Genomic DNA, 22,275 nt, shown 5'->3' with positions numbered 1-22,275 from the left:
CATAGACGCCGGGTCAGTGACGCACTGCCCAGATTGCGCCCCTCCCTGCCCGCTTTAAGCCACCGGCAACTCCTCGCCCACGGCTTCACCCATCGCCCGCTCCAGGGCCGCGTAGGCGCCTCCGTGGCGGCGCAGTACGTCCGGGGGCCCGTCTTCCACGATGCTGCCCTCACGCACCACCACCACCCGGTCGGCGGTGCGCGCCAGGCTAAGGCGGTGGGTCACGATCAAGGCGGTGCGGCCCTGCATCAGTGCCCCCAGGGCCGCCACCACCTGCGCCTCGCTCTGGGCGTCCACGGCGCTGGTGGGCTCGTCCAGCAGCAGCACGGTGGGCCGGGCCAGCAGGGTGCGGGCAATGGACAGGCGCTGGCGCTGCCCACCCGAGAGCCTGACCCCGCGTTCGCCCACCACGGTGTTTAAGCCGTCGGGCAGGGCCTGCACAAAGCCCAGGGCGTGGGCGGCCTGCAGCGCGGCGTGGACCTCGGCGTCGGTGGCGTCGGGGCGGGCGTAGCGCACGTTGGCAGCCACGGTGTCGTGAAAGAGGAAGGTGTCCTGGGCCATCACGGCGGTGTGGGTGTGCAGGCTGTTCAGGGTGAGGTCGCGCAGGTCTGCGCCGTCCAGGCTCACGCGGCCCTGCTGCGGGTCGTGGGTGCGGGTCAGCAGGCCCAGCAGGGTGCTTTTGCCCGCGCCGGATTCGCCCAGCAGGGCCACGCGCTGCCCGGCCGGAATGGTCAGGGTGACATTCCGCAGCACAGGGCGGGCTGGGTCGTACCCAAAGGTCACCCCTTCAAAGCGCACTTCGCCCCGCGCGGGTTCCGGCAGCGGCCGGGCGCCGGGACGGTCCTGCACGGCCACGGGGGCGTCCAGCACCTCAAAGACCCGCCCCCCACTGGCCGCCGCGCGCTGCAGCAGGTCGCCAATATTCACCAGATCGTCAATGGGGCCGTAAAAGTAGCGCCCGTAGCCCCGGTAGGCCAGCAGCCCGCCCAGCGTGAACTGCCCGGCCAGAATCAGCCACGCGCCGCCGCCCAGCATGATCACGTTGCCCAGGTTGCCCACAAAGCGGGCGCGGGGAAAGGCGCGGTTGCGCAGCCGCACGGCCCGCAGCTGCTCGGCGTACAGGGCGCGGCCCAGGGCTTCCACCCGGGCGGCTTCGGCCCCTTCGCGCGCAAAGCCCTGCACCACCCGGATGCCGCTTATGCGGTCGGCCACCAGGGCGCTCAGGTCGCCCAGGCGGGCGCGGGCGGCGCGGTAGGCGGGCTGCACGGTGCGGCCATAGCGCCAGAGCATCGCCCCCACCGCCAGCATGGGCAGCGTGGTCAGCACCCCCAGCAGCGGCTGCAGGGCCACAAAGACCGCCACCACCCCGATCAGGCGCAGGGCGTTGGCGAGCACCGCGTCGGTGCCGCGCACCAGCACGTCCTGCAGGGCGTCCACGTCACCGGTGACGCGGGCGATCAGGTCGCCTGTGCGCTGAGACTCGAAATACGCCGCCGACTGCCCCTGCAGCTTGCGGTACAGCGCCAGCCGCAGGTCCAGCGTGAACTGCTGCCCCGCCTGTTCCAGCAGCAGCCCCCGCCACGCCGACAGGAGCTGCTGCACCCCAAACACCGCCACCAGCAGCGCGAGGTGCCCCCCGATAAACGTCCAGTCCCGGGCGGGCAGGCCCTGGTCCACGACGCGAATCCAGACCAGCGGCGGGTACAGTTCGGCGGCCACACTGCCGATCAGCAGCAGCAGCCCGGTGCCCACCGTGCGGCGGTAGGGGGTGAGCAGGCCATACAGGCGGCGCAGAACGGAGGGCGAGGCCGGCATGCCCCGCAGGCTACGGGAAAGCGGCGCCCCGGACCGGGTGCCGGCCACCGATCAGCGCGCGGGCTGGGCCGGGGCCAGGGCGGCCACGCACCGTTCCAGATCTGCCCATTCGTGCGCCGCGCTGAGGGCGAAGCGAATCCGGGTGCTTCCCGGCGCCACGGTGGGCGGGCGAATGGCCACAGCGCCGAAGCCCTGGGCACGCAATTCGGCGGCGCGGCGCAGGGTCACGTCCTCGGCGCCCAGCACCACCGGGACCACCTGGGACTCGCTGCCAGCGGTGTCCAGCCCCTGGGCGGTCAGGGCGCGGCGAAACCTCGCGGCGTGGCCCTGCAGGGTGCGGCGCTCGGCGTCCATGCTGCGGGCCTGCAGCACGTTCAGCAGGCCCACGGCGATATTCGCCGGGGGTAGGCCTGTCGTGAAGATGAAGGTGCGCGCGGCGTTCAGCAGGTAGCGAATCAGCACCTCATCCCCGGCGATGTAGGCGCCCACGCTGCCGTACGCTTTGCCCAGCGTGCCCATGAGGACGTCAATCTCGCCGCCCACCCCCTGCGCGTGGGCCAGCCCGGCGCCCTGGGGGCCGTACACGCCGCCGGTGTGGGCCTCGTCCACCATCAGCCACGCGCCGTAGCGGCGTTTCAGGGCCACCAGTTCGGGCAGCGGGGCCAACGTGCCGTCCATGCTGAACAGGGCGTCGGTGACGATCAGCTTGCGGGGGGCGGGGCTGGCCCGCAGCTGCGCTTCCAGGGCCGCCAGATCCCGCGTGGGGTAAATGTGCGTCTGGGCGCGGCTCAGGCGCACGCCGTCAATGATGGAGGCGTGGTTCAGGGCGTCGCTGAACACGGCGTCGCCCCGGCCCACCAGCGCGGGAATCACGCCCAGGTTGGCGGCCAGCCCGCTGCCGAACACCAGCGCGGCCTGGGTGCCCTTCAGGTCGGCCAGTTCGCGTTCCAGCAGGGCATACACCGGGTGGTTACCGTTGATCAGCCGCGCGGCCCCGGCGCCGTAACGGGTCAGGGCGTCCAGCACCACCTCTAGCTCTGCGGGCAGGAGGTGGCCGCGCAGCGCCGCCTGGGCCGTTTCGGGCGTCCAGGCCCGCCGCGACAGCCCCAGGTAATCGTTCGAGGCGAGGTCCAGCAGGCGCGCCCCGTTCACCCGCACGTACCCGGGCTGGGGGTCGGGCGTCCAGTCGTGCAGGGTGCGCTCGCGGTGGGCGGCTTGCAGGGCGCCGAGGCGCTCTTCCAGCACCGCCCAGCTCAAGAGGCGCCTTCCCCGTGCGCGCCCCCATGCGGGCGGCCAAACCCCGTGGCAGCGGCCAGCAAGGCCTCGTGACCCTGGCGCAGTTCCTCGTTCGTGACCACATACGGCGGCAGCAGGTACACCACGTTGCCCAGCGGGCGCAGCAGCAGCCCGCGCGCGGCGAAAAAGCGGCGCAGGTCCAGGCTGACGTTGCCGCCGTACTCGCCCGCGCCGTGAATCTCGGCGGCCAGGACGGTGCCGCACTGGCGAACATGCTGAAGGCAGGGGTGCGCGGCCAGTTCGGGCAGAAAAGCCGCGTGCGCCGCGCCGATCCGCGCCCAGTGCGCCGCCGTTTCCGGACTCAGGGTGAGGTCCAGCGAGGCCAGGGCCGCCGCGCAGGCCAGCGGATTGGCGGTGTAGGAGTGGCCGTGGGCGAACGCCTGGGCAAAGGAATCGCCGTCAAAGGCGCGGTACAGCACTTCGGTGGTGGCGGTCACGCCCATGGGCAGAAAGCCGCCGGTCAGGCCCTTGCTGAGGCACATCAGGTCCGGGGCTCCGTGCAGGTGGTGGGCGGCCCACAGCTGCCCGGTGCGGCCAAAGCCGGTCATCACCTCGTCGAAAATCACCAGGGCCCCTGCCCCCCGCACGCGGCGCATCACCTCGTCCACGAAGGCGGGGCGGGTCAGGCGCATGCCGGCGGCGCCTTGCAGCAGCGGTTCCAGGATGATCGCCGCCACGTCCTCGCCCAGCGCAGCGTCCAGGGCGCTGAGGGCCGCTGCCTCTTTGGCCTCCACCGCCGGGTCCCCAGCCCAGGTGGCGGGGTAGGGCAGGAAGGTCACGTCAAAGAGCTTGTCCTGAAACGGCGCGTAGAAGCCGCTGCTGGCCCCGGCGCTCATGGCGCCGAAGGTGTCGCCGTGGTAGCCACCTTCAAAGGCCAGCAGGCGGGTGCGGGCCTCGCCCCGGTTGTGGGCGGCTTGCAGGGCGATTTTCAGCGCCACCTCCACAGCGGTCGAGCCGTTGTCGGAGTAGAAGACGCGGTTCAGGTCGCCGGGCAGCTGGTCAGCCAGCCGGGCGGCCAGGGTGGCGGCGGGCGCGTGGGTAAAACCCGCGAAAATCACGTGTTCCAGCGCGTGCGCCTGCGCGGCAATCGCCCCGGCAATGTCCGGGTGGGCGTGCCCGTGCAGGTTCACCCACCACGAACTCACGAGGTCCAGCAGCCGCGTCCCGTCCGCCGTGTACAGGCTGGCGCCCTCGCCGCGCACGATGACGGTGGGGTCCGGCGCCGTGCGCGCCTGCGTGAACGGGTGCCAGACGTGCCGGGCGTCCAGCGCCAGGATGGGGTCAGCCGGCATGCAGCGGCTCCAGGGGCCCAAAGAGCGCGGCGGCCTGCGCGACCGTTTCCGGCGTCACCTCGCCCAGCGGGGGCAGGTCGGCCAGCACGCGCACGGCGCCGTGGCGCTCGATGGCGTCCCGGTTGTGGGGGGCGGGGGGGCCAATCAGGACCACGCCGTGCACCCGCAGGCCCCGGGCCCGCAGCGCCCCCACGGTCAGGAGGGTGTGATTGATGGTGCCCAGCGCGCTGCGCGCCGCCACGATCACCGGGGCGCCGTGCGCGGCCATCAGGTCCAGCATGGTCTCCTGCTCGTTCACCGGCACCAGCACGCCGCCCGCGCCTTCCACGATCAGGGGGCCGGGGGGGGCAGGGCAGCGGGCCAGCACCTCGGCCACCGAGACGCGCGTGCCTTCCAGCGTGGCGGCCCATTCGGGGGCAAAGGGGCCCCCGTACACCCGGGCCGGGGCGAAGACCTGATCCGGGCGCAGGACGGCCAGCCGGGCCACCTCGCGGGTGTCGTCGTCGCCGTCCTGCGCGCCGGTTTGCAGGGGCTTCCAGTAGGCGGCCCCCCAGGCGCGGCACAGCGCGGCGCTCAGGACCGTCTTGCCCACGCCGGTATCGGTGCCGGTGACAAAGAAGGTGGGGTGCACCGCGCGCCTCAGTCGCCCAGGGCGGGCACAGGCTGGGGCTGGGCGTTCAAGCGGTGCGGGCCAGATGCGTCGGCGTGCAGGCCCAGGTCCTCAATCATGGCCCAGTCGGCGCCGGCCGCCTGCCCCTCTTCGGTCAGGTAGTTGCCCAGGAAGATGGAATTGGCCACCAGCAGCGCCAGCGGTTGCAGGCTGCGCAGGTGCAGTTCGCGCCCGGCGCTGGCGCGCAGTTCGGCGCGCGGATTGAACAGCCGGAACAGCGACAGCACCCGCAGGCAGAACCACGGCGTGAAGTGCGCGGTGGTCTGGGCGCCGTCCAGGCCAGTGCCGTCAATGGGAATCAGGAAGTTCACCGGAATGGAATCCGCGCCCCGGTCCCGCAGGGTGGCGGCCAGGTCCACGATCTGCTCCAGGCTCTCGCCCATGCCGATAATCACGCCCGAGCAGGTGCTCATGCCCGCCTGCGCCGCGTGGGTCAGGGTTTCCACCCGGTCGGCGTAGGTGTGCGTGGAGCAGATGTTGCTGTAGTGGTCCTCGTGGGTATTGAGGTTGTGGTTGTAGGCGTCCACGCCGGCCTCGCGCAGGGCCTGGGCCTTTTTCTGGCCTTCCTCGCCCAGCAGCAGGCCCATGCAGGCGCAGACTTCCAGGCCAGTTTCGGCCTTGATCAGGCGGGTGGCCTCGCCCACCTGCTCCACCTCGCTCCAGGTGCCGCCGCGCCCGGCCAGCACAATGCAGTAGCGCTGCGCGCCCGCCGCCTGGGCTTTCCTGGCTTCTTCCAGCATCTCGCGCGGGTGCAGCACGCGGTAGCGGGGAATGTCGGTCTCGGCGCCCTTGGCCTGCGAGCAGTAGTGGCAGTCCTCGGCGCAGATGCCGCTCTTGGCGTTCAGCAGCACGTTCACCTTCACGCGGTCGCCAAAAGCTTCGCGGCGCACGCGCCACGCGGCGTCCACGAGGCGCAGGGTGTCGTGGTCGGGCAGGGTCAGAAGTTCCAGGCCTTCGCGGTGAGAAAGCCGTTCGCCGCGCAGCACGCGCCCAGCCAGGGTGTCAAGGTTCAGCATTCGTTCAGCAGTGTAGGCCAGGAGCTGAACGAACCCCGGCAAGGCTGGACCGGGTGCAAGGGGCCTGCAGGTGCGGCAGCGCGGTCGCCGGCCCGCGCCTACACTGCCCCTATGTCCAGCTCGGCTTCTGCCCTGCCCCTGCTGCGGCGCCGGCTGGTGGCCGCGCTGTTGACGGTGGCCGTCGGCTTTTTTCTGAATGTCACGGTGTTCCAGCTGATGGAGAACACCTTCTTTCAGGACCGCGCGCCCTTTACCTCGGGCTACCGGGTGGACCTGCTGGATCTGGTGCTGTGCGCCGTGGGGCTGGGGCTGGCGCTGTGGGCCCGGGGGCAGTATCTGAAGGCGACGGGGACCCCCCGCCTGCCGCGCGACGAGCAGTTGCTGTGGCTGGGTGTGCTGGTGCTGGGGGCGGTGAAATTGCTGACGGCGGTGTGGCTTCGATTCCCGCTGTAAGGGCACTTTCTGGAAAGCCAGCGGCCAGAGGCTCGCCGGCTCTGATCCTCCCCAATCTCGCCCCCAGCGAATTCCGGGTCAGCTATACTGGAAGCCATGACACAATTTATGCCACTGGCGCCGGCCGAAGCCGAGCTGCGCCGCTCTATGTTCTGGGCCCTGGGGCTGGCCATCGCGCCGTACTTTGTTCACTTTTACCTGCGGCAGGAGGAGCGGTCCAGCAATGGCCCGGGCAGCCTTGAGCATGTGCAGGGGTATCACTTCGATGTCTTTGCGGTGGTCCTGCCGCTTATTGCCCTGGCGCTGGCGTGGCGGGCGCGCAAACGCTACGCGGGCGACCACGGCACCCTGGTTATTCCCAGCACCGACCACGCGCTCTGGATCGCGGTGCTGGTGCTCTCGGTGCTGCGCCTGCTGAGCGCTTACCGCGTGCTGGGCTAGCCCTCTCCCCTATCCTGGGGCCCATGAGCACGCCCGATTCCCCGGCCGATCAGCGCATTCCCGTCGTGGTGGTGGGCGGCTTTCTAGGGGCGGGCAAGACCACGCTGGTCAACCACCTGATCCGCAGCCTGCCCCACCGCCTGGGCGTGATCGTGAACGAATTTGGCGCGGCGGGCGTGGACGGCAGCCTGATCGAGCGCCTGCAGGACGACGTGACCGAATTGACCGCCGGCTGCCTGTGCTGCACCGGGCGCGACGACCTGCTGCGCGCGCTGGTGACCATCGCCATGCGCGACCGCAGGCCCGACGCCGTGATCGTGGAACTCTCAGGCGTGGCCGACCCCACCCCGGTGCTCACCACACTGCTGGAACGCTCGGTGCGCGCGGCGTTCCGGGTCACGACCCTGGTGGCGGTGGTGGACGCCCAATACGTCCTCCAGACCCTGCGCGAGCACCCAGAAGCCGCGCGGCAACTGGCCTATGCGAACGTGGTGGTGCTGAACAAGACCGATCTGGCCGACCCAGGGCGGCTGGCCCACGCCGAAGAGGTGCTGCGCGGCGTCAACCCGCTGGCGGCCGTGAAAAAGGTGGAGCAGGGGCAGGTGGACGCGGCGGCCCTGATCGCCCGCGACGACTTTGACCCCCGCGTGCTGGACGGGGTGGACGAAAAGGCCGCGCATACCCCGGGCCTGAAATCGTTCACCCTGCACGCCGAGCGGCCCCTGGACCCGTATGCGTGGCAGCGCTTCATGACCGACTTCCTGCTCTCGCGCCCGGCCGAGGTGCTGCGGGCCAAGGGCTTTTTAGACCTGCACGGCTACCCGCAGCGCATTCTGTTTCAGGCGGTGCGCGACCTGTTCACCGCCGACGCCTGGGCGGCCGGGGACGGCACGTCTGAACTGGTGGTGATCGGCCGGGGCCTGGACAAGGCCGAATTTGAAGCCGCGTGGACAGCCTGCGTGACCCCAGACCCCCGCGACCTGATTCCCGATTGAGCGGAGGGTGGTGGAGCTTTTCGAGGCTTGGCGTGTGGCCGCCTCGCTCTCAGGCACCAGCTGAACCCCTGGCGCTCGTCTTCGGCGCCCCCAAGTGGTTCCCCTTTTTTGCCCCTCCAGAGCAGATGCCATCAAGATGCTGTTGGGTCTCGACCTTCTCCCCCTGTGGGACTCGAAGAGCGGCGCCGCAGCGAGGGGTGAGGGCGTTCTTTGGTCAACCGCTCTAAACGCGCCTGAACCCGCTTCCCATATGTCGGGCCGGGCCGGGTGCCACGGTAGGGCGCAGGAGGGACCCTCATGCTCAAGCGCCACACCCCGCCCGCCCACGCCGCCGAGGACCTGCTTAGCAACCACGACACCCTGGAAGTTACCGCCGAGCGCCTGCAGACCCTGTTGCGGCAGGCCGAGGACACACTGCCGCCGGCTCTGCTGGACTTCCTGCACGGTGAACCGCTAGGCCACCCACTGCACCCCATCCTGATTCACCTGCCGCTGGGCGGCTGGCTGATTGCGGCGGCGCTGGATTACCTGCCCGCCAAAACCCCAGGGGGCAACGAGGCCGCCGCCGATCTGGCCCTGACGCTGGGGACCGCAGGCGCCGTGGGGGCCATCGCCGCTGGCTGGGCCGACTGGTCGAACACCCAGGGCGAGGCCCGGCGCACCGGCCTGATTCACGGTCTGGTGAACGAGGTGGCCTTTACCCTGAACGTGGCGTCCCTGCTGGCGCGCAAGAAGGGCAAGCGCGGGCTGGGCAAGGCGCTGTCCGGGGCGGGGCTGCTGCTGGCCGGTGCCGGCGGGTTCCTGGGCGGCGAACTGGTCTACCGCCACGGCCTGGGCGTGGGGCGCACCCTGGCCCACCGCCAGGGCTAGGGGCAAGGTCGCCCCTTCAACCGAGCGAAGTAAGGAGAGGACATTGCCCTTCACGGTTCGCCTGTCCCCAACATCGCCCCACAGATTCCACTTCCGGGGCGATGTCCTTAGCATGCGGCCATGACGCTGCACCCCGACCTTCAGCTGCCCACCCCCCACGAACTCGACACCCTGAGCCCAGAAGAACTGGCCGGGCGCATGAACGCCCTGTCCGGCACGCTGGGCACGCGCCTGGGCATTGAGTTCACGCAGGTGGGCCGCGAGCGGGTGGTGGCGCGGATGCCGGTGGAGGGCAACCGCCAGCCCGCCGGGCGCCTGCACGGCGGCGCCAACCTCGCCCTGGCCGAGGAACTTGCCAGCGTGGGCTCGTGGCTGAACCTAGACCCCCAGCGGCAGGTGGCCGTGGGCGTGGATCTCAGCGGCACCCATGTGCGTGGCGTCACGGACGGCTGGGTGACGGGCGAAGGCGTCCTGGCCTACCGGGGCCGCACGGTACTCGTCTGGACCATTGAGATCAAGGACGAGCGCGGCCGGGTCACCAGCATGGCCCGCTGTACGTGCAATGTGATTGCGGTGGGGGCGTAAGGGGCAGTGGGAAGTGGGGAGTGGGACAGAGGAAACCCCTCACCACTCCCCACTTACCTCCCCAGCGCCCGGCTGAAACTCTGCGCCGCGCGCAGGCGCATGTCCTCCACCGCGTTCCAGTCGGGCAGTACGCGGCGCAGGGCCTCGTCGGCCACCTGGTCGGGATTCAGGGCGATAGGGTGGCTGGCGGCGCCCGCGTCGGCGCAGAAGCCCTGCACCTTGGGGTCGTAGGCAATGCCCGAAAAGGGCGTGCCGCTGGCCGCCGCCAGAATCACCGCGTGCAGGCGCACGCCGATGACAAAGCCGCTGCCCGCAATGGTGTCCAGAGCCACCTGGGGATCGCGGGTGCTGAGCACCTCGTCGGCGCCCAGGCTGTGGGCGGCCTCGTCGTCGTGGTCAGGCATGAAGCTCAGGGCAATGACGTGGCGCCCGCCGGCTTTCAGCTGCGTCACCACCTCACGCAGGCGCTCGGTGGCCTCGGTCACGTCGCCGCGTGGGGCCACCACCACCCGCTGCAGGTCGCGCGTCACGCCGGGCGTGGGCGAGAGCAGCAGGGCCGGGTCGCCGCCCAGTTCGGCGCGCACGCCCAGGGCCGCCAGGGTGTCCACGCTGCCCTGGTCGCGCACGATCACCGTCACGCCCCGGAGGGCCGCCGCCACCTTGCGCCCGCCCTGGGGGCTGAGGGGGCCCACACTCTGGTTGAACACCACCACGCGCTTTCTCAGCACCTTTGCCAGGCGGATCACCGCCAGGTAATAGGTCAGGGTGCGCGCGCTCGTCTTGTCCTGCAGCAGGCCGCCGCCACCCGAAAACAGCACCTCCGAGCGCCGCAGGGCCCGCAGCACCGCGCCGGGCTGCATGCGCGGCTCGCTTTCGCAGTCGTACAGGCGCGCCGTGTCCTCCGGGGTGTTGGACAGCAGCAGCGGGGCGGCGCCGTACTTGCGCAGTTCGCGCGTGATCGCCAGGGCAATCGCCTCGTCGCCCGTGTTGCCAAAGCCGTAGTACCCGCTGACCGTGACCCTCATGCCTGCACCGGCCGGGGGCGCTGGCCCCAGGTCTGCCACAGGCGCAGAGCCGCTTTCACAGCCCAGATGGCCACCAGACCCGCAATCAGGCCCGCACCCAGCCCCAGGAAGCAGCGCTGGGCGCTGATCAGCAGCGGGGTGTGAAAGTGCGAGAAGGTGTTCAGGATGCTGGCCTGCCCCACCACGCCGCCCAGAATCAGCAGGGCGCTGAAGTACCCCGGCAGCACGCCGCTCAGGCCCACCAGGGCCAGTGGGTGCCCGGCAAGTTCCTTGAAGCGCGGGCGCACGAGGCTGTCTTGCAGGTCCTGGCGCAGCTTGGCTTCAGTGTCACTCACGCTGGCCCCGGTGGCGTTGCCCCGGCGCAGGAACACCAGCGCGAACACCGCCAGCCCCAGCCCCATGACCACCACGTCGCCCAGCTTGATAGGCGCGTTGTAGATGTCGCGGGCGGTCTGGCGCAGGTCCTGGCGGGGCAGGAAGCTCAGGGCCACCAGCACCAGGGGCAGCAGCAGGGTCAGGCCCACGCCCCGGAAGGGTTCCAGGCCCAGCACGCTGTCCTTGTTGGCCCCCAGCGCCGAGACAAACAGCACCCCGGCGAGGCTCAGGCCCGTGGCCAGAAACCAGTCGGTGACGCGGTGGCGGCGCAGCACCAGCCCCAGCGCCGGAAAGGTCACGGCGGCGATCAGGGCGGTGCCCGCAAAGGGGTCAAGCTTGTTCAGGGCAAAGGCCAGCGCCGCCGTGCCGCCCGCCGCCAGCAGCCCCAGGCGGGGCAGCGGCAGGCTCAGGCCCAGCAGCAGCAGCGCCGCCAGCGGGCCCAGCAGGCTCAGCGCGCGCAGCAGGCTGTTTTCCTCGAAGGGAGCAATCACCGGCTGCGTCACCCGCACGCCAGAGGCCTGCAGCAGCTGGGTGGTGCGGGTCAGCAGGGCCTCGGTTTCATTAATGGTGGGGTAGGGGCGCAGGTACAGCAGGCGCATGGAGCGCTCGCGCGCCGCGAGGTTGTATTTGCTCGCCAGGGTCAGGGGGTCCAGGCGGTTTTGCCACGCGAGGTTCACGCTGAAGGTGCGCGCCGCGCCGTGGGTCGCCACCAGGGTATCCAGGCCGCGCTGGGGCGTGGCTTCAATCAGGGCGGGAATGCGCTTCCCCAGACGCTCGTTGATCTTGGCCAGCAGTTCGGGGGTGCGCGCGCCGATTACCTCTTCGCCGTTAAACAGCACAAACGGCACGTCCGGCCAGTCGGCGCCGGGGTCGCGCAGGGCGTCGTCGGCGTAGGGGCGGTACACCACCGTCAGGCCCCGCGCCTGCAGGCGCGACAGCAGCTCGCGGTTGGGCCCGGTGGGCAGAAAGGTGGGGTCGGTGGGCCACTCCACCCAGGTCTGGCCCCCAAACTGCACCGTGCGGGTGGGAATGGTGTAGCGCGCGGGCAGGGCCTCGGCCGCGCCCGGCACCACCGAACGCAGGTACACGTTCTGGGCCTTCACTGGGGCGCCAGGTATATCGGCCAGCAGGTCGGCGCCGGTTTTCAGAATCACCTCGCCGCGCTGCACAAGGTTGCCGATCACGTCCTCGTACAGCCCCACCCCGTTCACGCCCAGTTTCTGGTAGCGCGAAAGCAGGGCTTCGGGGTCCAGGCCAAAGCGGCGGGCCTGCGCGGCCACCGCCGGGTAGTCCATGACCAGCGCGGCCGTTTTCTGCGACTGCTCGTAGGTCACGCGCCCGTAGGCCAACAGCACAGCGGGAATCAGGGACAGCAGCAGCGCGCCCAGCAGCAGGGGCGTCCACGGGTGCCGCGTGGCGGGCGGCAGGTCCGGGCCGGGCCGCTGGGGCGCAGAGGGGGCAGGGGCGGGCTGGGTCACAGGCACATCCTAAAGGTCGGGTGAAGGGGGCGGGGGGCTTTGCGGAACAGCAGACCATGATGGCCGCCGCCGGGCAGGGCAAGCATCCATCCAAAGGCGCGGGCAGGGGCGGCGGGGCGCCGGGGGAGGGAGGCCGGTCTTTCCCCTGGCGCCGGAGCCTCTCAAGGCCACCTCTGACACGGCCAGACCCCTTTCACCGGCTTGAGGGCTGGCGGCGGCCCCGTGTCAGATCGTGGTGCGGATACGGGCGGCCAGCATGTCCAGCGCGGGCTCGTTCATGCCGCCGTGCGGAATAATCACGTCGGCGTAGCGCTTGGTGGGCTCCACGAAGCTCAGGTGCATGGGGCGCACGTATTCCAGGTACTGCTCTATGACGCTCTGGGGCGTGCGGCCACGCTCCTGGGTGTCGCGCAGCAGGCGGCGGATAAAGCGCACGTCGGCATCGGCGTCCACAAACACCTTCAGGTGCATCCGCTCGCGCAGTTCCTCGTCGTACAGGGCAAAAAAGCCCTCCAGCACCACCACGGGCGCGGGCAGCACCGTGGTGGTCTGCGCCGAGCGGGTGTGCTGGGTAAAGTCGTACTCCGGCATGGCGATGGGCACGCCGGACAGCAGGGCGTCCACATGCTCGCGCAGCAGCGCCCAGTCAAAGGCGGCGGGGTGGTCGTAGTTGGTTTTCAGCCGCGCTTCAAAGGGAATGTCGTCCTGGTTGCGGTAGTAGTTGTCCTGGTTCAGGACTGCCACGCCCTGCTGGCCCACGGTTTCAATCACCCGGCGGGTCACGGTGGTCTTGCCGCTGCCCGAGCCCCCGGCCACGCCGATCATGAAGGGGGTGCTCACGCGCGGCCTCCCAGGCTGCCAATCAGGTCAATACGCCGCTCGGCCATGCGCCGGGCCACCACATGCGGGGCCTTGCCGTACTGCTCGGCGGCCTGGGTAATGCGGCCCACCGTCTGGTACACGCGCTCGGCGGCCTGGTTCATGTCCAGCCCCGTGGCCGCCGCGATCAACCCCGCCGAGTTGATCGCAAAGTCGGGCATGTACACGATGCCGGCTTCCTTGACCACCGCCTCGCCCCGGCGGGTCAGCGGGTGGTGTTCGCCGCCCGCAATCAGGCGGCACTGCAACCGGGGCACGTCCTCGCTGCGAATGGAGTGGCCGTAGCCGCACGGCGCCAGAATGTCGCAGGGGGTGTCCAGCAACTCCTGATAGCCCACCACCGTCACGCCTTCCAGGTCGTCGGCCAGGGCCTCGGCGCGCTCGGGGCGGGCGTCGGCGATGGTCAGGCGGGCGCCTTCGCGGTGCAGGTGCGCGGCCAGGGCCCGCCCCACGGCGCCCACGCCCAAGATCGCCACCCGCACGCCGCGCATGCTCTCCGAGCCCAGGGCAAAACGCGCCGCCGCCTTCATGCCCCGGTACACGCCGTAGCCGGTGACGCTGCTGGTGTCGGTGTGCATGCCCAGCGTGGAGCCGGTTTCCTGGGCCACAAAGGCGATATCGGCCGGGCTCACGCCGATGTCCTCGGTGAGCACCACGCGCGACTCCATGGGCCGCACCTGCCGCCCCAGCGCCCGGAACAGGGCCTCTCTGGCGTGCGGGTCGTCCATACCGCATTCGGGGCTCAGCAGCACGCAGGCGCCGCCGCCGTAGTTCAGGCCAGCCAGGGCCGCTTTCAGCGTCAGGCTTTCGGACAGCGCCAGGGCGCCGCGCAGCGCGAGGTCCTCGTCCTGTTCGCGCAGGCGCACCCCCGCGATGGCCGGCCCCAGCACCGTGGAGTGCACGGCCAGGGCCGCGCGCAGGCCGCTGGGCGCGTGGTGAAGCAGCGTCAGCGCCTCATGCCCGCGCGACCCCATCTCTTCGAGTATCTGCATAGTCTTTCGCTCCTGCTGAGGCGCCGCTCGCTGCTGGGCAGGGGGCGCGTCAAACGCCCCGTAGGGTACCACCCGCGCCCAAAGGCACACAGGGACACGCGGCACACCCCACCGAGAGACGCGGCATGAACGCCACATGAAAGAAGGCTGTCAGAGCCGAGGCGGCACCCTAACAGACATGCTGAGGTTGGAAGCGCTGCTCTGGGCCCCGTGCGGGCGCCCACGGCGCGCCCCGCTGCCATGCCCGCGTCCCTTACAATGGGCCGCACAAAGGGGGAAATGAATGGAACGGATTGCGCCGCTTGCCAAGGTTCTGGCAGAAGCGAACGGGATTGACTGGCAGAAGATTCAAGGCTCCGGTGCAGGCGGCCAGATCGTGGAACAGGACATCCTGAATTACCTGTCCCGCGTGATGTCCGGCGAGGAAGATCCGCCCGACACCCCGGTGGACCTGCCCCCGCCCGACTGGAACGGCGAGGAAGTGCCCAGCGCCGCCATGCTGAACCAGGCCGGCATGAACGCCGACATGCTCAGCCGCGCGGGCGTGGACACCGACCTGACGGCCTTTGTGGAGCAGACCCGCACGGCCTCGCCCGAGGTGCCGGCCACCCCGGCCCCCAGCAATCTCGACGAGGACACCGAGTTCGAGCTGGACGACGAGCCCGAAGTGACCCCGGCGGCGGCGGCCCCGGCCCCCATGCCCGAGCCCATCCCCGCGCCCGTGGCCCCGGCCGTGAGCGCCCCGATGCCCGAGCCGGTGATGCCCGCCGCCCAGGCGCCCATGCCCGAGCCCACCCCGGCGCCGGTCACGCCGCCCCCAGCCGCGCCCGCCGCTGCTGGCGGCCTGAGCAGCCTGCTCTCGCGCCTGTACCAGAAGCCCGCGCAGCCCGAAGCGGCCCAGCCGGCCCCCACCCCGGAACCCGTGGCGCCCGTGGCCCCGGCTCCCGAACCTGTGGTCGCCCCCGTCGCCGCCCAGGCCGAGCCCGTGGCCCCCGCGCCGGCCGCCTCCCCGGTCATGGAGACGCCCGCGCCCATGCCCGAGCCTACGCCTGTCCTGCCTGAGGTGGCGGCCCAGCCCACCGAGGTCGAGGCGCCCGCCCCCGTGGACGAGACCCCCGCGCCTGTGGTCAGCGAGCCGGTGGTCAGCACGCCCGCCATGCCCGAGCCGGAACCCGTGGCGGCCTCTGCCCCCGTGGCCCCTGCCCCCGTAGCCGAGCCGGCCCCCATGCCCGAGCCGGTGGCCGCGCCCACCATGCCCGAAGTGGCGGCCCAGCCCGAGCCCGCCGCCCAGCCCGCCCCCATGCCGGCTGCCGTTTCCGCGCCCACTGGCACCCCGGCGGGCAGCGTGTGGTTCGGCGCCTACCTGCGCCGCAGCGCGGATGTCGCTGCCCTGCACGACCTGCGCGGTCAGGTCAGCCGCGCGCTGGCAAGCGAGCTGCCCCTGGGGCTGCTGGTGGCCCGCGCCGCGCAGCGCCACGCCGACACCCTGGGCCTGAGCAGCGTGGCCCTGGACGGTCAGGGCCGCACCCACACGGTGGGCAGCGGCAGCCTGCGCGACGCCGTGGCCGCTCTGGACACCACCTTTGACGGCACGCCCGACCTGCTGGTGGTGGACGCCGCCGCCCTGGACCTGGACGACCTGCACTACCCCCAGACCGTGACCCTCAGCGTGGGGCGCAGCGAAGGCGGGCGCGCCACCCTGAGCCTGAACGGCGACGTGGACACCACCCGCGCCGCGCAGTTCCTGGCCCAGGTGGCCGCCACCCTGGAACAGCCCATCCTGCTGGTGCTGTAAGAGCCCACAAAAAAGCCGCCCCAGTACGGGGCGGCCTTTTTGTGGGCGGAAGTGGGGAGTGGGCCGTGGGAAAACAAAGGCGCTGCCCACGCGCCTCCTTAGGCTTCGGTGCCCAGGTACTCTTTCGCCCAGGCGTAGAACTCGGGCTTGTAGAACTCCAGGCGAATCTTCTTGTATTCCTTGGTGGAGTACAGGATGGCGTGGTCTACGCCGGGGGCCACCTCCTGCTCAATGGCCTTGATCTTGCCAAAGGCCTCTTCCTTGGAGCGGCCGTGCACCATGGTGAAGATGGTGTAGGGCCATTCCGGGTACGTGGGGCGCAGGTAGCAGTGCGAGACCGCCTTGAATTCGGCCATCTGGCGGCCCACTTGCGCCACCTGCGCCTGGGGCACGGCCCACACGCCCATGGCGTTGAAGGTAAAGCCGGCCTTCTGGTGGCGGAACACCGCCGACACGCGGCGTAGGGCGCCGGCCGCCTTCATCTTCTCGGCGTGGGCGGCCACCTCGTCAATGCTCAGGCCCAGGGCGGCGCAGGCCTCGGCGTAGGGCTCTTCGGTGACGGGCAGGTCCTTCTGGAATTCCAGGACAAAGGCCCGGTCCAGGTCGGTCACCTGATAGCCGATGTTGCGCTGCTCAGAGGTGTACTGGGGCTTGGCCTTGGCGTTCCAGTCCTCCTTACCGGTCATGTCGAATTCCACGCCAATCTTGAACAGGTGCAGGGTGGGCATCAGGCGGGTCAGGCGGGCGCCGCTCAGTTCGTGCAGTTTCTGGACGTGGGCCTCAAGGTTGCTCTCGGGCGGCACGGCAATCGTGTACCACAGGTTGAAATCGTGGTTGCGCTTGTAGTTGTGGCTCACGCCGGGGTGGGTGTTCACGACTTCGGCGCCCGCGTCAAGCTGGTCCTCGTCGTACACGGCGGCCACGAGGCTGCTCTGGTAACCCAGGGTGCGCGTGTCGAAAATGGCGCTGACCTGCCGCAGCACGCCCTCGGCCTTCACTTCACGCAAGATGGCCAGCGCTTCGGCCTCGCTCAGCCCCACTTCCTCGGCCAGCCGGGCATAGGGCCGCTGCACAATCGGAATATCGCGCTGAATGCGGTTGAGCAGCTGTTCGCGCGCGCTGGGTTCAGGCGCATGCGCGGCCTGCGGGGTGGGGGCGGCGGGAGCGGTCATGTCTGCACAATAGCGGCCCCGGCGGCGGCGAAACGTCCCCGAACGAACGGTCAGGCGGGTGCGCGGCCCCCCGGGCGGAGCGCACAATGGCAGGCATGGTCACAGCCATCGTGATGGTCCAAGCAGAGCGGCAGCGCATTCCCGAAACAGCCGAGGCCCTGGCCGGCGTGAGTGGGGTGCGCGAGGTGTACTCCGTGACCGGCGAGTGGGACATCGTGGCGATTCTCAAACTCTCGCGCTACGAGGACCTGGACGACGTGGTCACCGCCGGACTGCGCCGCGTGGAAGGCATCACCCGCACCCAGACCATGCTGGCGTTCCGCACCTACAACGAGGCGCTGCTGGACCAGGGCTTCGGCGTGGGCCTGGACGAGGGCCAGCAGCAGCGCTGAAAGCCCCTGACAGCAGAACCCCACCACCCTCTTAACAAAGCCTTCATCTGCCGGCCGCCGCTGAGCTTTGTGAGCTGCCGCACCCGTCGGCCACCGCCAGGGCAGGTACGGTGGCCCCATGATCCCCACATCTTTGAAAGGCGCCGCGTTCCTCCTGGGGCTGGCGCTGCTGGGCACCGCCGCCGCCAAGCCCATCGTGGTGGGCAGCAAGCTGGACCCCGAAGCGCAGATTCTGGGCCAGATGATTCTGCTGACCCTGAAAAATGCGGGGCTGGAGGTCACGGACCGCACCACCCTGGGGGACACGGGGGTCAACCGCAAGGCCATTCTGGCCGGCGAGATCGACGTGTACCCCGAATACACCGGCAACGCGGTCTACCTGTTTCCGCAGGCCAAGATCACGGCCAAGCAGGCGGGCAACCCCGGCACCATCTACGGGCTGGCGCGGCAGCTGGACAGCAAAAACGGCATCACCTGGCTCAAGCCCGCCAATGTAAACAACACCTGGGTGATCGCCGTGCCGCAGGCGCTGGCCCAGCGCGCCAAGCTGAGCAGTGTGGCGGACCTCGCCAAGTACCTCAATGGCGGCGGCACCTTTAAGATTGCGGGCAGCCCCGAGTTCTTCAACCGCCCCGACACCATGCCCGCCTTTGAAGCGGCCTACGGCTTCAAGCTGCGCGCCGACCAGAAGCTCGTGCTGGCCGGGGCCACGCCGCCCCAGACCCAGCAGGCCGCCGCCAGCGGCACCAGCGGCGTGAACGCGGCGATGGCCTACGGCACCGACGGCACCCTGAGCGCCCTGAAACTGGTGGCCCTGAAAGACCCCAGGGGCGCGCAGGCGGTCTACCAGCCCGCGCCGATCATCCGCACCGCCACCCTGAAGGCCAACCCGCAGATTGAGGGGCTGCTGAACAAGACCTTCGCCGGGCTGACCCAGGCCACGCTGCAGGGCCTGAACGCCAAGGTGGCCCTGGAAGGCCGCACCGCGCAGGACGTGGCGCGCGAGTACCTGCGGAGCAAGGGCCTGATCCGTTGACCGCCCCCCACCGGGGCGCCCCCCGGGACGTCAGACTGGTCCTGTGGCTGGGCGCCCTGCCCATGCTGGCGGGCGCGTGGCTGCCCTGGGTGCTGCTGCGCCCCAACCGGCTGGCCCCCGGCGAGCCCCTGCGGCTGGAGCCGGGCTGGCTTTTGGGGGCCGCCGCGCTGGCCCTGCTGCCGGCCCTGGTGGGCCACTGGCGCCGGGCCTGGGTGTGGCCGGCCGCCACCGCTGCCCTGGCGCTGGGGGTCTGGCTGCTGGGCCAGCAGACGGCCGCCGCGCTGGTGGGTCAGGCCCCCTTTGCCAGAGCCAGCGCCTCCAGCGGGGCGTGGCTGTACCTGCTGGGGGCCGGCATTGCCCTCTTCGGTGCGGCGCAGGCGGCACCCGAGCGGCGCTGGGTGGGCTGGGTCTGGCTGGGCCCGGTGCTGGCCGCCGCACTCAGTGGGCACCTGAACGCGTGGTCCGTGGTGGTGGAAGGCCGCAGCGAGGGCGCGCGCTGGGTGCAGGAACTTGGGCAGCACCTGCGGCTGGTGGGCACGGCGCTGGGGCTGGCGACCCTGCTGGGCACGCCCCTGGCCATCTGGGGCGCGGGCCGCCCCCGGGTGGCGGGCGCCGCGCTGGGCCTCAGCAGCGGGCTGCAGACCCTGCCCAGCCTCGCCCTGCTGGGGCTGCTGATTGCGCCGCTTTCGGCCCTGGCGGACGCGGTGCCCGCCCTGCGCGCCGCTGGCCTCAGCGGGATTGGGGTCAGTCCGGCCCTGACCGCGCTGACCCTGTACGCCCTGCTGCCGGTCGTGCGCGGCGGTCTGCTGGGGCTGCAGGGGGTTCCTGCGGGCGTGCTGGACGCGGCGCGCGGCATGGGCATGACCCGCACGCAGCGCCTGTGGAGGGTACAGGCCCCACTGGCCCTGCCGCTGTGGCTGGGCGGGCTGCGGCAGGCGGCGGTGGTGCTGATCGGGGTGGCGGCGGTGGCGGCGCTCATTGGCGCCGGCGGCCTGGGCACCTACATTTTCAAGGGCCTGCAGAGCGCGGCCAGTGACCTGATTCTGCTGGGCGCCGTGCCCGCCGCGCTGCTGGCCGTGGCTGTGGACGCGGGGCTGCGGCGCCTGGAAGGCTGGCTGGGCACCCGCCTGGGGAGGGCCGAGTGATTGAGCTACAGGACCTCGAAAAAACCTACAACGGGGTCAGCGCAGTGCGCGCCCTGAACCTGACGGTGCCCGAAGGCGAACTGGTGACGCTCTTGGGACCGTCCGGCTGCGGCAAGACCACCACCCTGCGCATGATCAACCGGCTCATTGAACCCACGGGGGGCCGGGTGCTGCTGGCCGGGCAGGACACCCGGCGCCTGAAGCCCGAAACCCTGCGCCGGGGTATGGGCTACGTGATTCAACAGATCGGGCTTTTTCCGCACCTGGACGTGGCACAGAACGTGGCCACGGTGCCCGCGCTGCTGGGCCATGATCGCCGCGCCACCCAGGCCCGGGTGGATGAGCTGCTGGCCCTGGTGGGCCTGGACCCCGACACCTTCCGGCACAAGCGCCCCGTTGAACTGTCAGGCGGGCAGGCGCAGCGGGTGGGCGTGGCGCGCGCCCTGGCCGCCGATCCCCCGGTCCTGCTGATGGACGAGCCCTTCGGCGCCCTGGACCCCCTGGCCCGCGAGCGGCTGCAGGCGGCCTTCCGCGACATCCAGCGCCGCCTGCGCAAGACGGTGGTGATGGTTACCCACGACATTGACGAGGCGCTACGCCTTGCGGACCGCGTGGCCCTGATGCGGGAAGGCGCCCTGGTACAGTACGGCCCACCCGACGACCTGATTCACCGCCCAGCCAACGACTTCGTGCGCCAGTTTCTGGGCGAGGACGCCGCGCTGCGTCAGCTGGCGGGCCAGCCGGTCTCGGCCTTCCTGCGCCCTGGCCCGGCGGCCCCCGGCGGCCCGGCGGTGGACGCCGCCCTGAACGCCCGCAGCGCCCTGAGCGTGATGCTGCGCGAAGGTCAGGACGTCCTGACCGTGACCCAGCAGGGCCAGCCCGTGGGCACCGTGCACTGGACCGACCTGCGCGCCAGGGCCCCCCGGTGAGGCGGCGCCCGCCCTGGGGCGCGCTGCTGTGGCCCGCGCTGCTGGCGCTGTGCCTGTGGCCCGGGGTCATGCCCCGGCTGCTGAATCCCCTGGGCGTGGGCGAGCTGGGCCCCCTGGACCCGCCGCTGTGGCGCCAGACGCTGACCCACCTGGGTCTGGTGGGCGCCGCCACGCTGCTGGTGGGGGTTGTGGGCCTGCCGCTGGCGGTTGCCGTCACGCGCCCCGGCTGGACCGCCCCCCGGCAGCTCACCGAGGCGCTGGTGGGCCTGGGGCAGACGGTGCCCACCTTCGCCATCCTGGCGCTGGCGGTGCCCGCGCTGGGCTTTGGCTGGGCCCCTACGCTGCTGGGGCTGGTGCTGTATGGCCTGGGCCCGGTGGTGGGCCAGGCGATTCTGGGCCTGCAGGGGGTGAGCCCCGGGGTGCTGGACGCCGCGCGCGGCATGGGGATGTCTGGGGCGCAGCGCCTGTGGCGGGTGGAGTTGCCGCTGGCTGCCCCCGTGCTGCTCTCAGGGTTGCGCACCAGCGTGGTGTACAACGTGGGCACCGCCACGGTGGGGGCGGCGCTGGGCGCAGGTGGCCTGGGCGAGCCGATCATTGGCGGCCTTTCCCAGCAGAACACGGCGCTGGTGCTGGCCGGGGCACTGCCAGCGGCACTGCTGGCCCTCACGCTGGACGCGTGGCTGGCGCTGGTTCAGCGGCCTGCGGGGGCAGAACTGTAACCGAGATGAAATTTCAACCGACCTGCGGTACACTCGGGCGTATGCAGCGCCGCTGGTCTTCTGTCCTCTGGTCAGCATCTCTGCAGCTTCACCCCCTGGTTTCATCCTGCCTGTAACGCGGTCCAGCCCTGTCGCTGGGCCGCTTCTGCTTGGGAATGAACCGGCGCTTTCCTGCCCCCGCACCCCCGTGTGAGGTTTGAACCGCCCCCGCTGGCCTCCCCGTCTGGCCGCCTCCAGAGGTGACACCTTGAAGCAGACCGCTTTTCAGCCCGGTGACCGCGTTGTTCTTCCTCCTTACGGCATAGGCGTGGTGCGGGGCACCTGCCTGCGACCTGTGGCGGGCGAAGCCCACGCCTACTATCAGGTGGAGTTTCCCAACACAGCCAGTCAGGCGTTCGTGCCTGTGGCCTCGCCTGACGGCGCGGGCATGCGCGCGGCGCTCACCGCCCACGACATGCCTGCCCTGCTGGAATCCCTGAAGACCAGCCGCCTGAACCTGCCCCGGCAGTGGGCCGCGCGCCACCGCCGCGTGACCGAGATTCTGGTCAGCGGCAACCCGTTTGAACTGGCGATCCTCACCTGCGAACTGCGGCGCTGGAACGTGGAGCGCGGCCTGCCCGATCTGGACCGGCAGGCCTTTCGCCGCGCCATCAAGCTGTTAGAGCAGGAGGTCAGCGGCCTGCAGGACCCAGGCGCCCAGGACGTGCAGCTGCTGCTTTCACATGCCTGGAATGAGGGTCCACAGCACGTCGGCGCCTGAAATTGCTCAGGCAGGAACGGTCCTGCCGCACACGTAAACGGCTTCTACAAAGGAGGCCGTTTGACTTGGGACGGTAGACGGTTTTGCGGAGCGGCTTCTTGCCCAGTTAGGACGCTGTAGTACAACTCCAACCTACTTCCGAGAC

The 22,275-nt window shown here is 70.8% G+C and carries 22 protein-coding genes; 12 read left to right on the top strand and 10 right to left on the bottom strand.

Features of this window, described 5'->3' with window-relative positions; genetic code table 11:
* Window positions 1–54: 54 nt before the first annotated feature.
* From K7W41_RS08540 to bioB, 5 genes are read right to left on the bottom strand one after another with little or no spacing between them, the layout of a single operon-like run.
* Window positions 55–1,815: an ABC transporter ATP-binding protein gene (locus tag K7W41_RS08540; protein ID WP_224606908.1), complete on the bottom strand. Its 1,761-nt coding sequence runs from the start codon at window positions 1,813–1,815 to the stop codon at window positions 55–57.
* A gap of 51 nt (window positions 1,816–1,866) precedes the next feature.
* The gene (locus tag K7W41_RS08535) at window positions 1,867–3,072 is read right to left on the bottom strand and encodes an aminotransferase class I/II-fold pyridoxal phosphate-dependent enzyme (protein ID WP_224606906.1); all 1,206 of its coding nucleotides are present in this window, start codon (window positions 3,070–3,072) and stop codon (window positions 1,867–1,869) included.
* Entirely contained in the window at window positions 3,069–4,403 is a 1,335-nt protein-coding gene (gene bioA, locus K7W41_RS08530; protein ID WP_224606903.1) for an adenosylmethionine--8-amino-7-oxononanoate transaminase, read from the bottom strand. The genes K7W41_RS08535 and bioA overlap by 4 nt, the downstream gene beginning before the upstream one ends.
* On the bottom strand, window positions 4,393–5,034 hold the full coding sequence (bioD, locus tag K7W41_RS08525; protein WP_224606900.1) for a dethiobiotin synthase: 642 nt from the start codon (window positions 5,032–5,034) through the stop codon (window positions 4,393–4,395). The genes bioA and bioD overlap by 11 nt, the downstream gene beginning before the upstream one ends.
* 8 nt (window positions 5,035–5,042) lie before the next feature.
* The gene (bioB, locus tag K7W41_RS08520) at window positions 5,043–6,089 is read right to left on the bottom strand and encodes a biotin synthase BioB (protein WP_224606897.1); all 1,047 of its coding nucleotides are present in this window, start codon (window positions 6,087–6,089) and stop codon (window positions 5,043–5,045) included.
* A 111-nt stretch (window positions 6,090–6,200) separates the two neighbouring features.
* Between bioB and K7W41_RS08515 the strand changes: the two genes are divergently transcribed.
* The 5 genes from K7W41_RS08515 to K7W41_RS08495 all read left to right on the top strand — a co-directional run bounded on the left by K7W41_RS08515 (window position 6,201) and on the right by K7W41_RS08495 (window position 9,433).
* On the top strand, window positions 6,201–6,542 hold the full coding sequence (locus K7W41_RS08515) for a hypothetical protein (RefSeq protein WP_224606894.1): 342 nt from the start codon (window positions 6,201–6,203) through the stop codon (window positions 6,540–6,542).
* A gap of 96 nt (window positions 6,543–6,638) precedes the next feature.
* The gene (locus tag K7W41_RS08510) at window positions 6,639–6,983 is read left to right on the top strand and encodes a hypothetical protein (protein ID WP_224606892.1); all 345 of its coding nucleotides are present in this window, start codon (window positions 6,639–6,641) and stop codon (window positions 6,981–6,983) included.
* A 23-nt stretch (window positions 6,984–7,006) separates the two neighbouring features.
* Window positions 7,007–7,978, top strand: coding sequence for a CobW family GTP-binding protein (locus K7W41_RS08505; RefSeq protein ID WP_224606889.1), 972 nt, complete (start codon window positions 7,007–7,009; stop codon window positions 7,976–7,978).
* Between the two features lie 297 nt (window positions 7,979–8,275).
* Window positions 8,276–8,848: a DUF2231 domain-containing protein gene (locus tag K7W41_RS08500; RefSeq protein WP_224606886.1), complete on the top strand. Its 573-nt coding sequence runs from the start codon at window positions 8,276–8,278 to the stop codon at window positions 8,846–8,848.
* Window positions 8,849–8,968: 120 nt separating this feature from the next.
* Window positions 8,969–9,433 (top strand): PaaI family thioesterase, encoded by a 465-nt coding sequence (locus K7W41_RS08495; RefSeq protein ID WP_224606884.1) that lies wholly within the window; start codon window positions 8,969–8,971, stop codon window positions 9,431–9,433.
* 53 nt (window positions 9,434–9,486) lie between these two features.
* Here K7W41_RS08495 and csaB read toward each other — a convergent pair whose 3' ends face one another.
* The 4 genes from csaB to K7W41_RS08475 all read right to left on the bottom strand — a co-directional run bounded on the left by csaB (window position 9,487) and on the right by K7W41_RS08475 (window position 14,182).
* Complete coding sequence (csaB, locus tag K7W41_RS08490) at window positions 9,487–10,458, bottom strand: polysaccharide pyruvyl transferase CsaB (protein ID WP_224606882.1); 972 nt, start codon at window positions 10,456–10,458, stop codon at window positions 9,487–9,489.
* Complete coding sequence (locus K7W41_RS08485) at window positions 10,455–12,311, bottom strand: DUF5693 family protein (RefSeq protein ID WP_224606880.1); 1,857 nt, start codon at window positions 12,309–12,311, stop codon at window positions 10,455–10,457. Before K7W41_RS08485 ends, csaB begins: the two co-directional genes overlap by 4 nt.
* Before the next feature lie 225 nt (window positions 12,312–12,536).
* On the bottom strand, window positions 12,537–13,136 hold the full coding sequence (gene udk, locus K7W41_RS08480; RefSeq protein ID WP_263489685.1) for a uridine kinase: 600 nt from the start codon (window positions 13,134–13,136) through the stop codon (window positions 12,537–12,539).
* Window positions 13,137–13,147: 11 nt separating this feature from the next.
* Window positions 13,148–14,182, bottom strand: a complete 1,035-nt coding sequence (locus K7W41_RS08475; RefSeq protein ID WP_224606876.1) for a Glu/Leu/Phe/Val dehydrogenase family protein — start codon at window positions 14,180–14,182, stop codon at window positions 13,148–13,150.
* Between the two features lie 283 nt (window positions 14,183–14,465).
* Here K7W41_RS08475 and K7W41_RS08470 point away from each other — a divergent pair, with 283 nt between their 5' ends.
* Complete coding sequence (locus K7W41_RS08470; RefSeq protein ID WP_224606874.1) at window positions 14,466–15,977, top strand: E3 binding domain-containing protein; 1,512 nt, start codon at window positions 14,466–14,468, stop codon at window positions 15,975–15,977.
* Window positions 15,978–16,075: 98 nt separating this feature from the next.
* On the opposite strand, the gene ahbA is transcribed toward K7W41_RS08470, so the two are convergent.
* On the bottom strand, window positions 16,076–17,149 hold the full coding sequence (gene ahbA, locus K7W41_RS08465) for a siroheme decarboxylase subunit alpha (protein ID WP_224606872.1): 1,074 nt from the start codon (window positions 17,147–17,149) through the stop codon (window positions 16,076–16,078).
* A 95-nt stretch (window positions 17,150–17,244) separates the two neighbouring features.
* Between ahbA and K7W41_RS08460 the strand changes: the two genes are divergently transcribed.
* The 6 genes from K7W41_RS08460 to K7W41_RS08435 all read left to right on the top strand — a co-directional run bounded on the left by K7W41_RS08460 (window position 17,245) and on the right by K7W41_RS08435 (window position 22,130).
* Complete coding sequence (locus K7W41_RS08460; protein WP_199188330.1) at window positions 17,245–17,541, top strand: Lrp/AsnC ligand binding domain-containing protein; 297 nt, start codon at window positions 17,245–17,247, stop codon at window positions 17,539–17,541.
* A gap of 118 nt (window positions 17,542–17,659) precedes the next feature.
* A complete protein-coding gene (locus tag K7W41_RS08455) occupies window positions 17,660–18,577 on the top strand; it encodes an ABC transporter substrate-binding protein (RefSeq protein ID WP_224606870.1) in 918 nt (305 codons plus the stop codon).
* A complete protein-coding gene (locus K7W41_RS08450) occupies window positions 18,574–19,722 on the top strand; it encodes an ABC transporter permease (protein ID WP_318010903.1) in 1,149 nt (382 codons plus the stop codon). Before K7W41_RS08455 ends, K7W41_RS08450 begins: the two co-directional genes overlap by 4 nt.
* Window positions 19,719–20,651, top strand: coding sequence for an ABC transporter ATP-binding protein (locus K7W41_RS08445; protein ID WP_224606867.1), 933 nt, complete (start codon window positions 19,719–19,721; stop codon window positions 20,649–20,651). The genes K7W41_RS08450 and K7W41_RS08445 overlap by 4 nt, the downstream gene beginning before the upstream one ends.
* Window positions 20,648–21,370 carry an ABC transporter permease gene (locus tag K7W41_RS08440; protein WP_396115356.1) on the top strand — a complete coding sequence of 241 codons (723 nt, stop codon included), beginning with the start codon at window positions 20,648–20,650 and terminating at the stop codon, window positions 21,368–21,370. Before K7W41_RS08445 ends, K7W41_RS08440 begins: the two co-directional genes overlap by 4 nt.
* A gap of 247 nt (window positions 21,371–21,617) precedes the next feature.
* Complete coding sequence (locus K7W41_RS08435) at window positions 21,618–22,130, top strand: CarD family transcriptional regulator (protein ID WP_224606864.1); 513 nt, start codon at window positions 21,618–21,620, stop codon at window positions 22,128–22,130.
* Window positions 22,131–22,275: the final 145 nt, after the last annotated feature.

It is taken from the genome of Deinococcus multiflagellatus (assembly GCF_020166415.1).
Classification (GTDB): domain Bacteria; phylum Deinococcota; class Deinococci; order Deinococcales; family Deinococcaceae; genus Deinococcus; species Deinococcus multiflagellatus.
Note: the sequence above shows the minus strand (reverse complement) of the source record. Positions and strands in the feature narration are given on the sequence as shown.

Bases quoted from the DNA above. Each gene is read 5' to 3' on its own strand.
- K7W41_RS08500 (WP_224606886.1), top strand. From the start codon at position 8,276: ATGCTCAAGCGCCACACCCCGCCCGCCCACGCCGCCGAGGACCTGCTT.
- K7W41_RS08505 (WP_224606889.1), top strand. From the start codon at position 7,007: ATGAGCACGCCCGATTCCCCGGCCGATCAGCGCATTCCCGTCGTGGTG.
- udk (WP_263489685.1), bottom strand. From the start codon at position 13,136: ATGATCGGCGTGGCCGGGGGCTCGGGCAGCGGCAAGACCACCGTGACC.
- ahbA (WP_224606872.1), bottom strand. From the start codon at position 17,149: ATGACCGCTCCCGCCGCCCCCACCCCGCAGGCCGCGCATGCGCCTGAA.
- K7W41_RS08475 (WP_224606876.1), bottom strand. From the start codon at position 14,182: ATGCAGATACTCGAAGAGATGGGGTCGCGCGGGCATGAGGCGCTGACG.
- K7W41_RS08495 (WP_224606884.1), top strand. From the start codon at position 8,969: ATGACGCTGCACCCCGACCTTCAGCTGCCCACCCCCCACGAACTCGAC.
- K7W41_RS08460 (WP_199188330.1), top strand. From the start codon at position 17,245: ATGGTCACAGCCATCGTGATGGTCCAAGCAGAGCGGCAGCGCATTCCC.
- bioB (WP_224606897.1), bottom strand. From the start codon at position 6,089: ATGCTGAACCTTGACACCCTGGCTGGGCGCGTGCTGCGCGGCGAACGG.
- bioA (WP_224606903.1), bottom strand. From the start codon at position 4,403: ATGCCGGCTGACCCCATCCTGGCGCTGGACGCCCGGCACGTCTGGCAC.
- K7W41_RS08510 (WP_224606892.1), top strand. From the start codon at position 6,639: ATGACACAATTTATGCCACTGGCGCCGGCCGAAGCCGAGCTGCGCCGC.
- K7W41_RS08455 (WP_224606870.1), top strand. From the start codon at position 17,660: ATGATCCCCACATCTTTGAAAGGCGCCGCGTTCCTCCTGGGGCTGGCG.
- K7W41_RS08470 (WP_224606874.1), top strand. From the start codon at position 14,466: ATGGAACGGATTGCGCCGCTTGCCAAGGTTCTGGCAGAAGCGAACGGG.
- K7W41_RS08540 (WP_224606908.1), bottom strand. From the start codon at position 1,815: ATGCCGGCCTCGCCCTCCGTTCTGCGCCGCCTGTATGGCCTGCTCACC.
- csaB (WP_224606882.1), bottom strand. From the start codon at position 10,458: ATGAGGGTCACGGTCAGCGGGTACTACGGCTTTGGCAACACGGGCGAC.
- K7W41_RS08515 (WP_224606894.1), top strand. From the start codon at position 6,201: ATGTCCAGCTCGGCTTCTGCCCTGCCCCTGCTGCGGCGCCGGCTGGTG.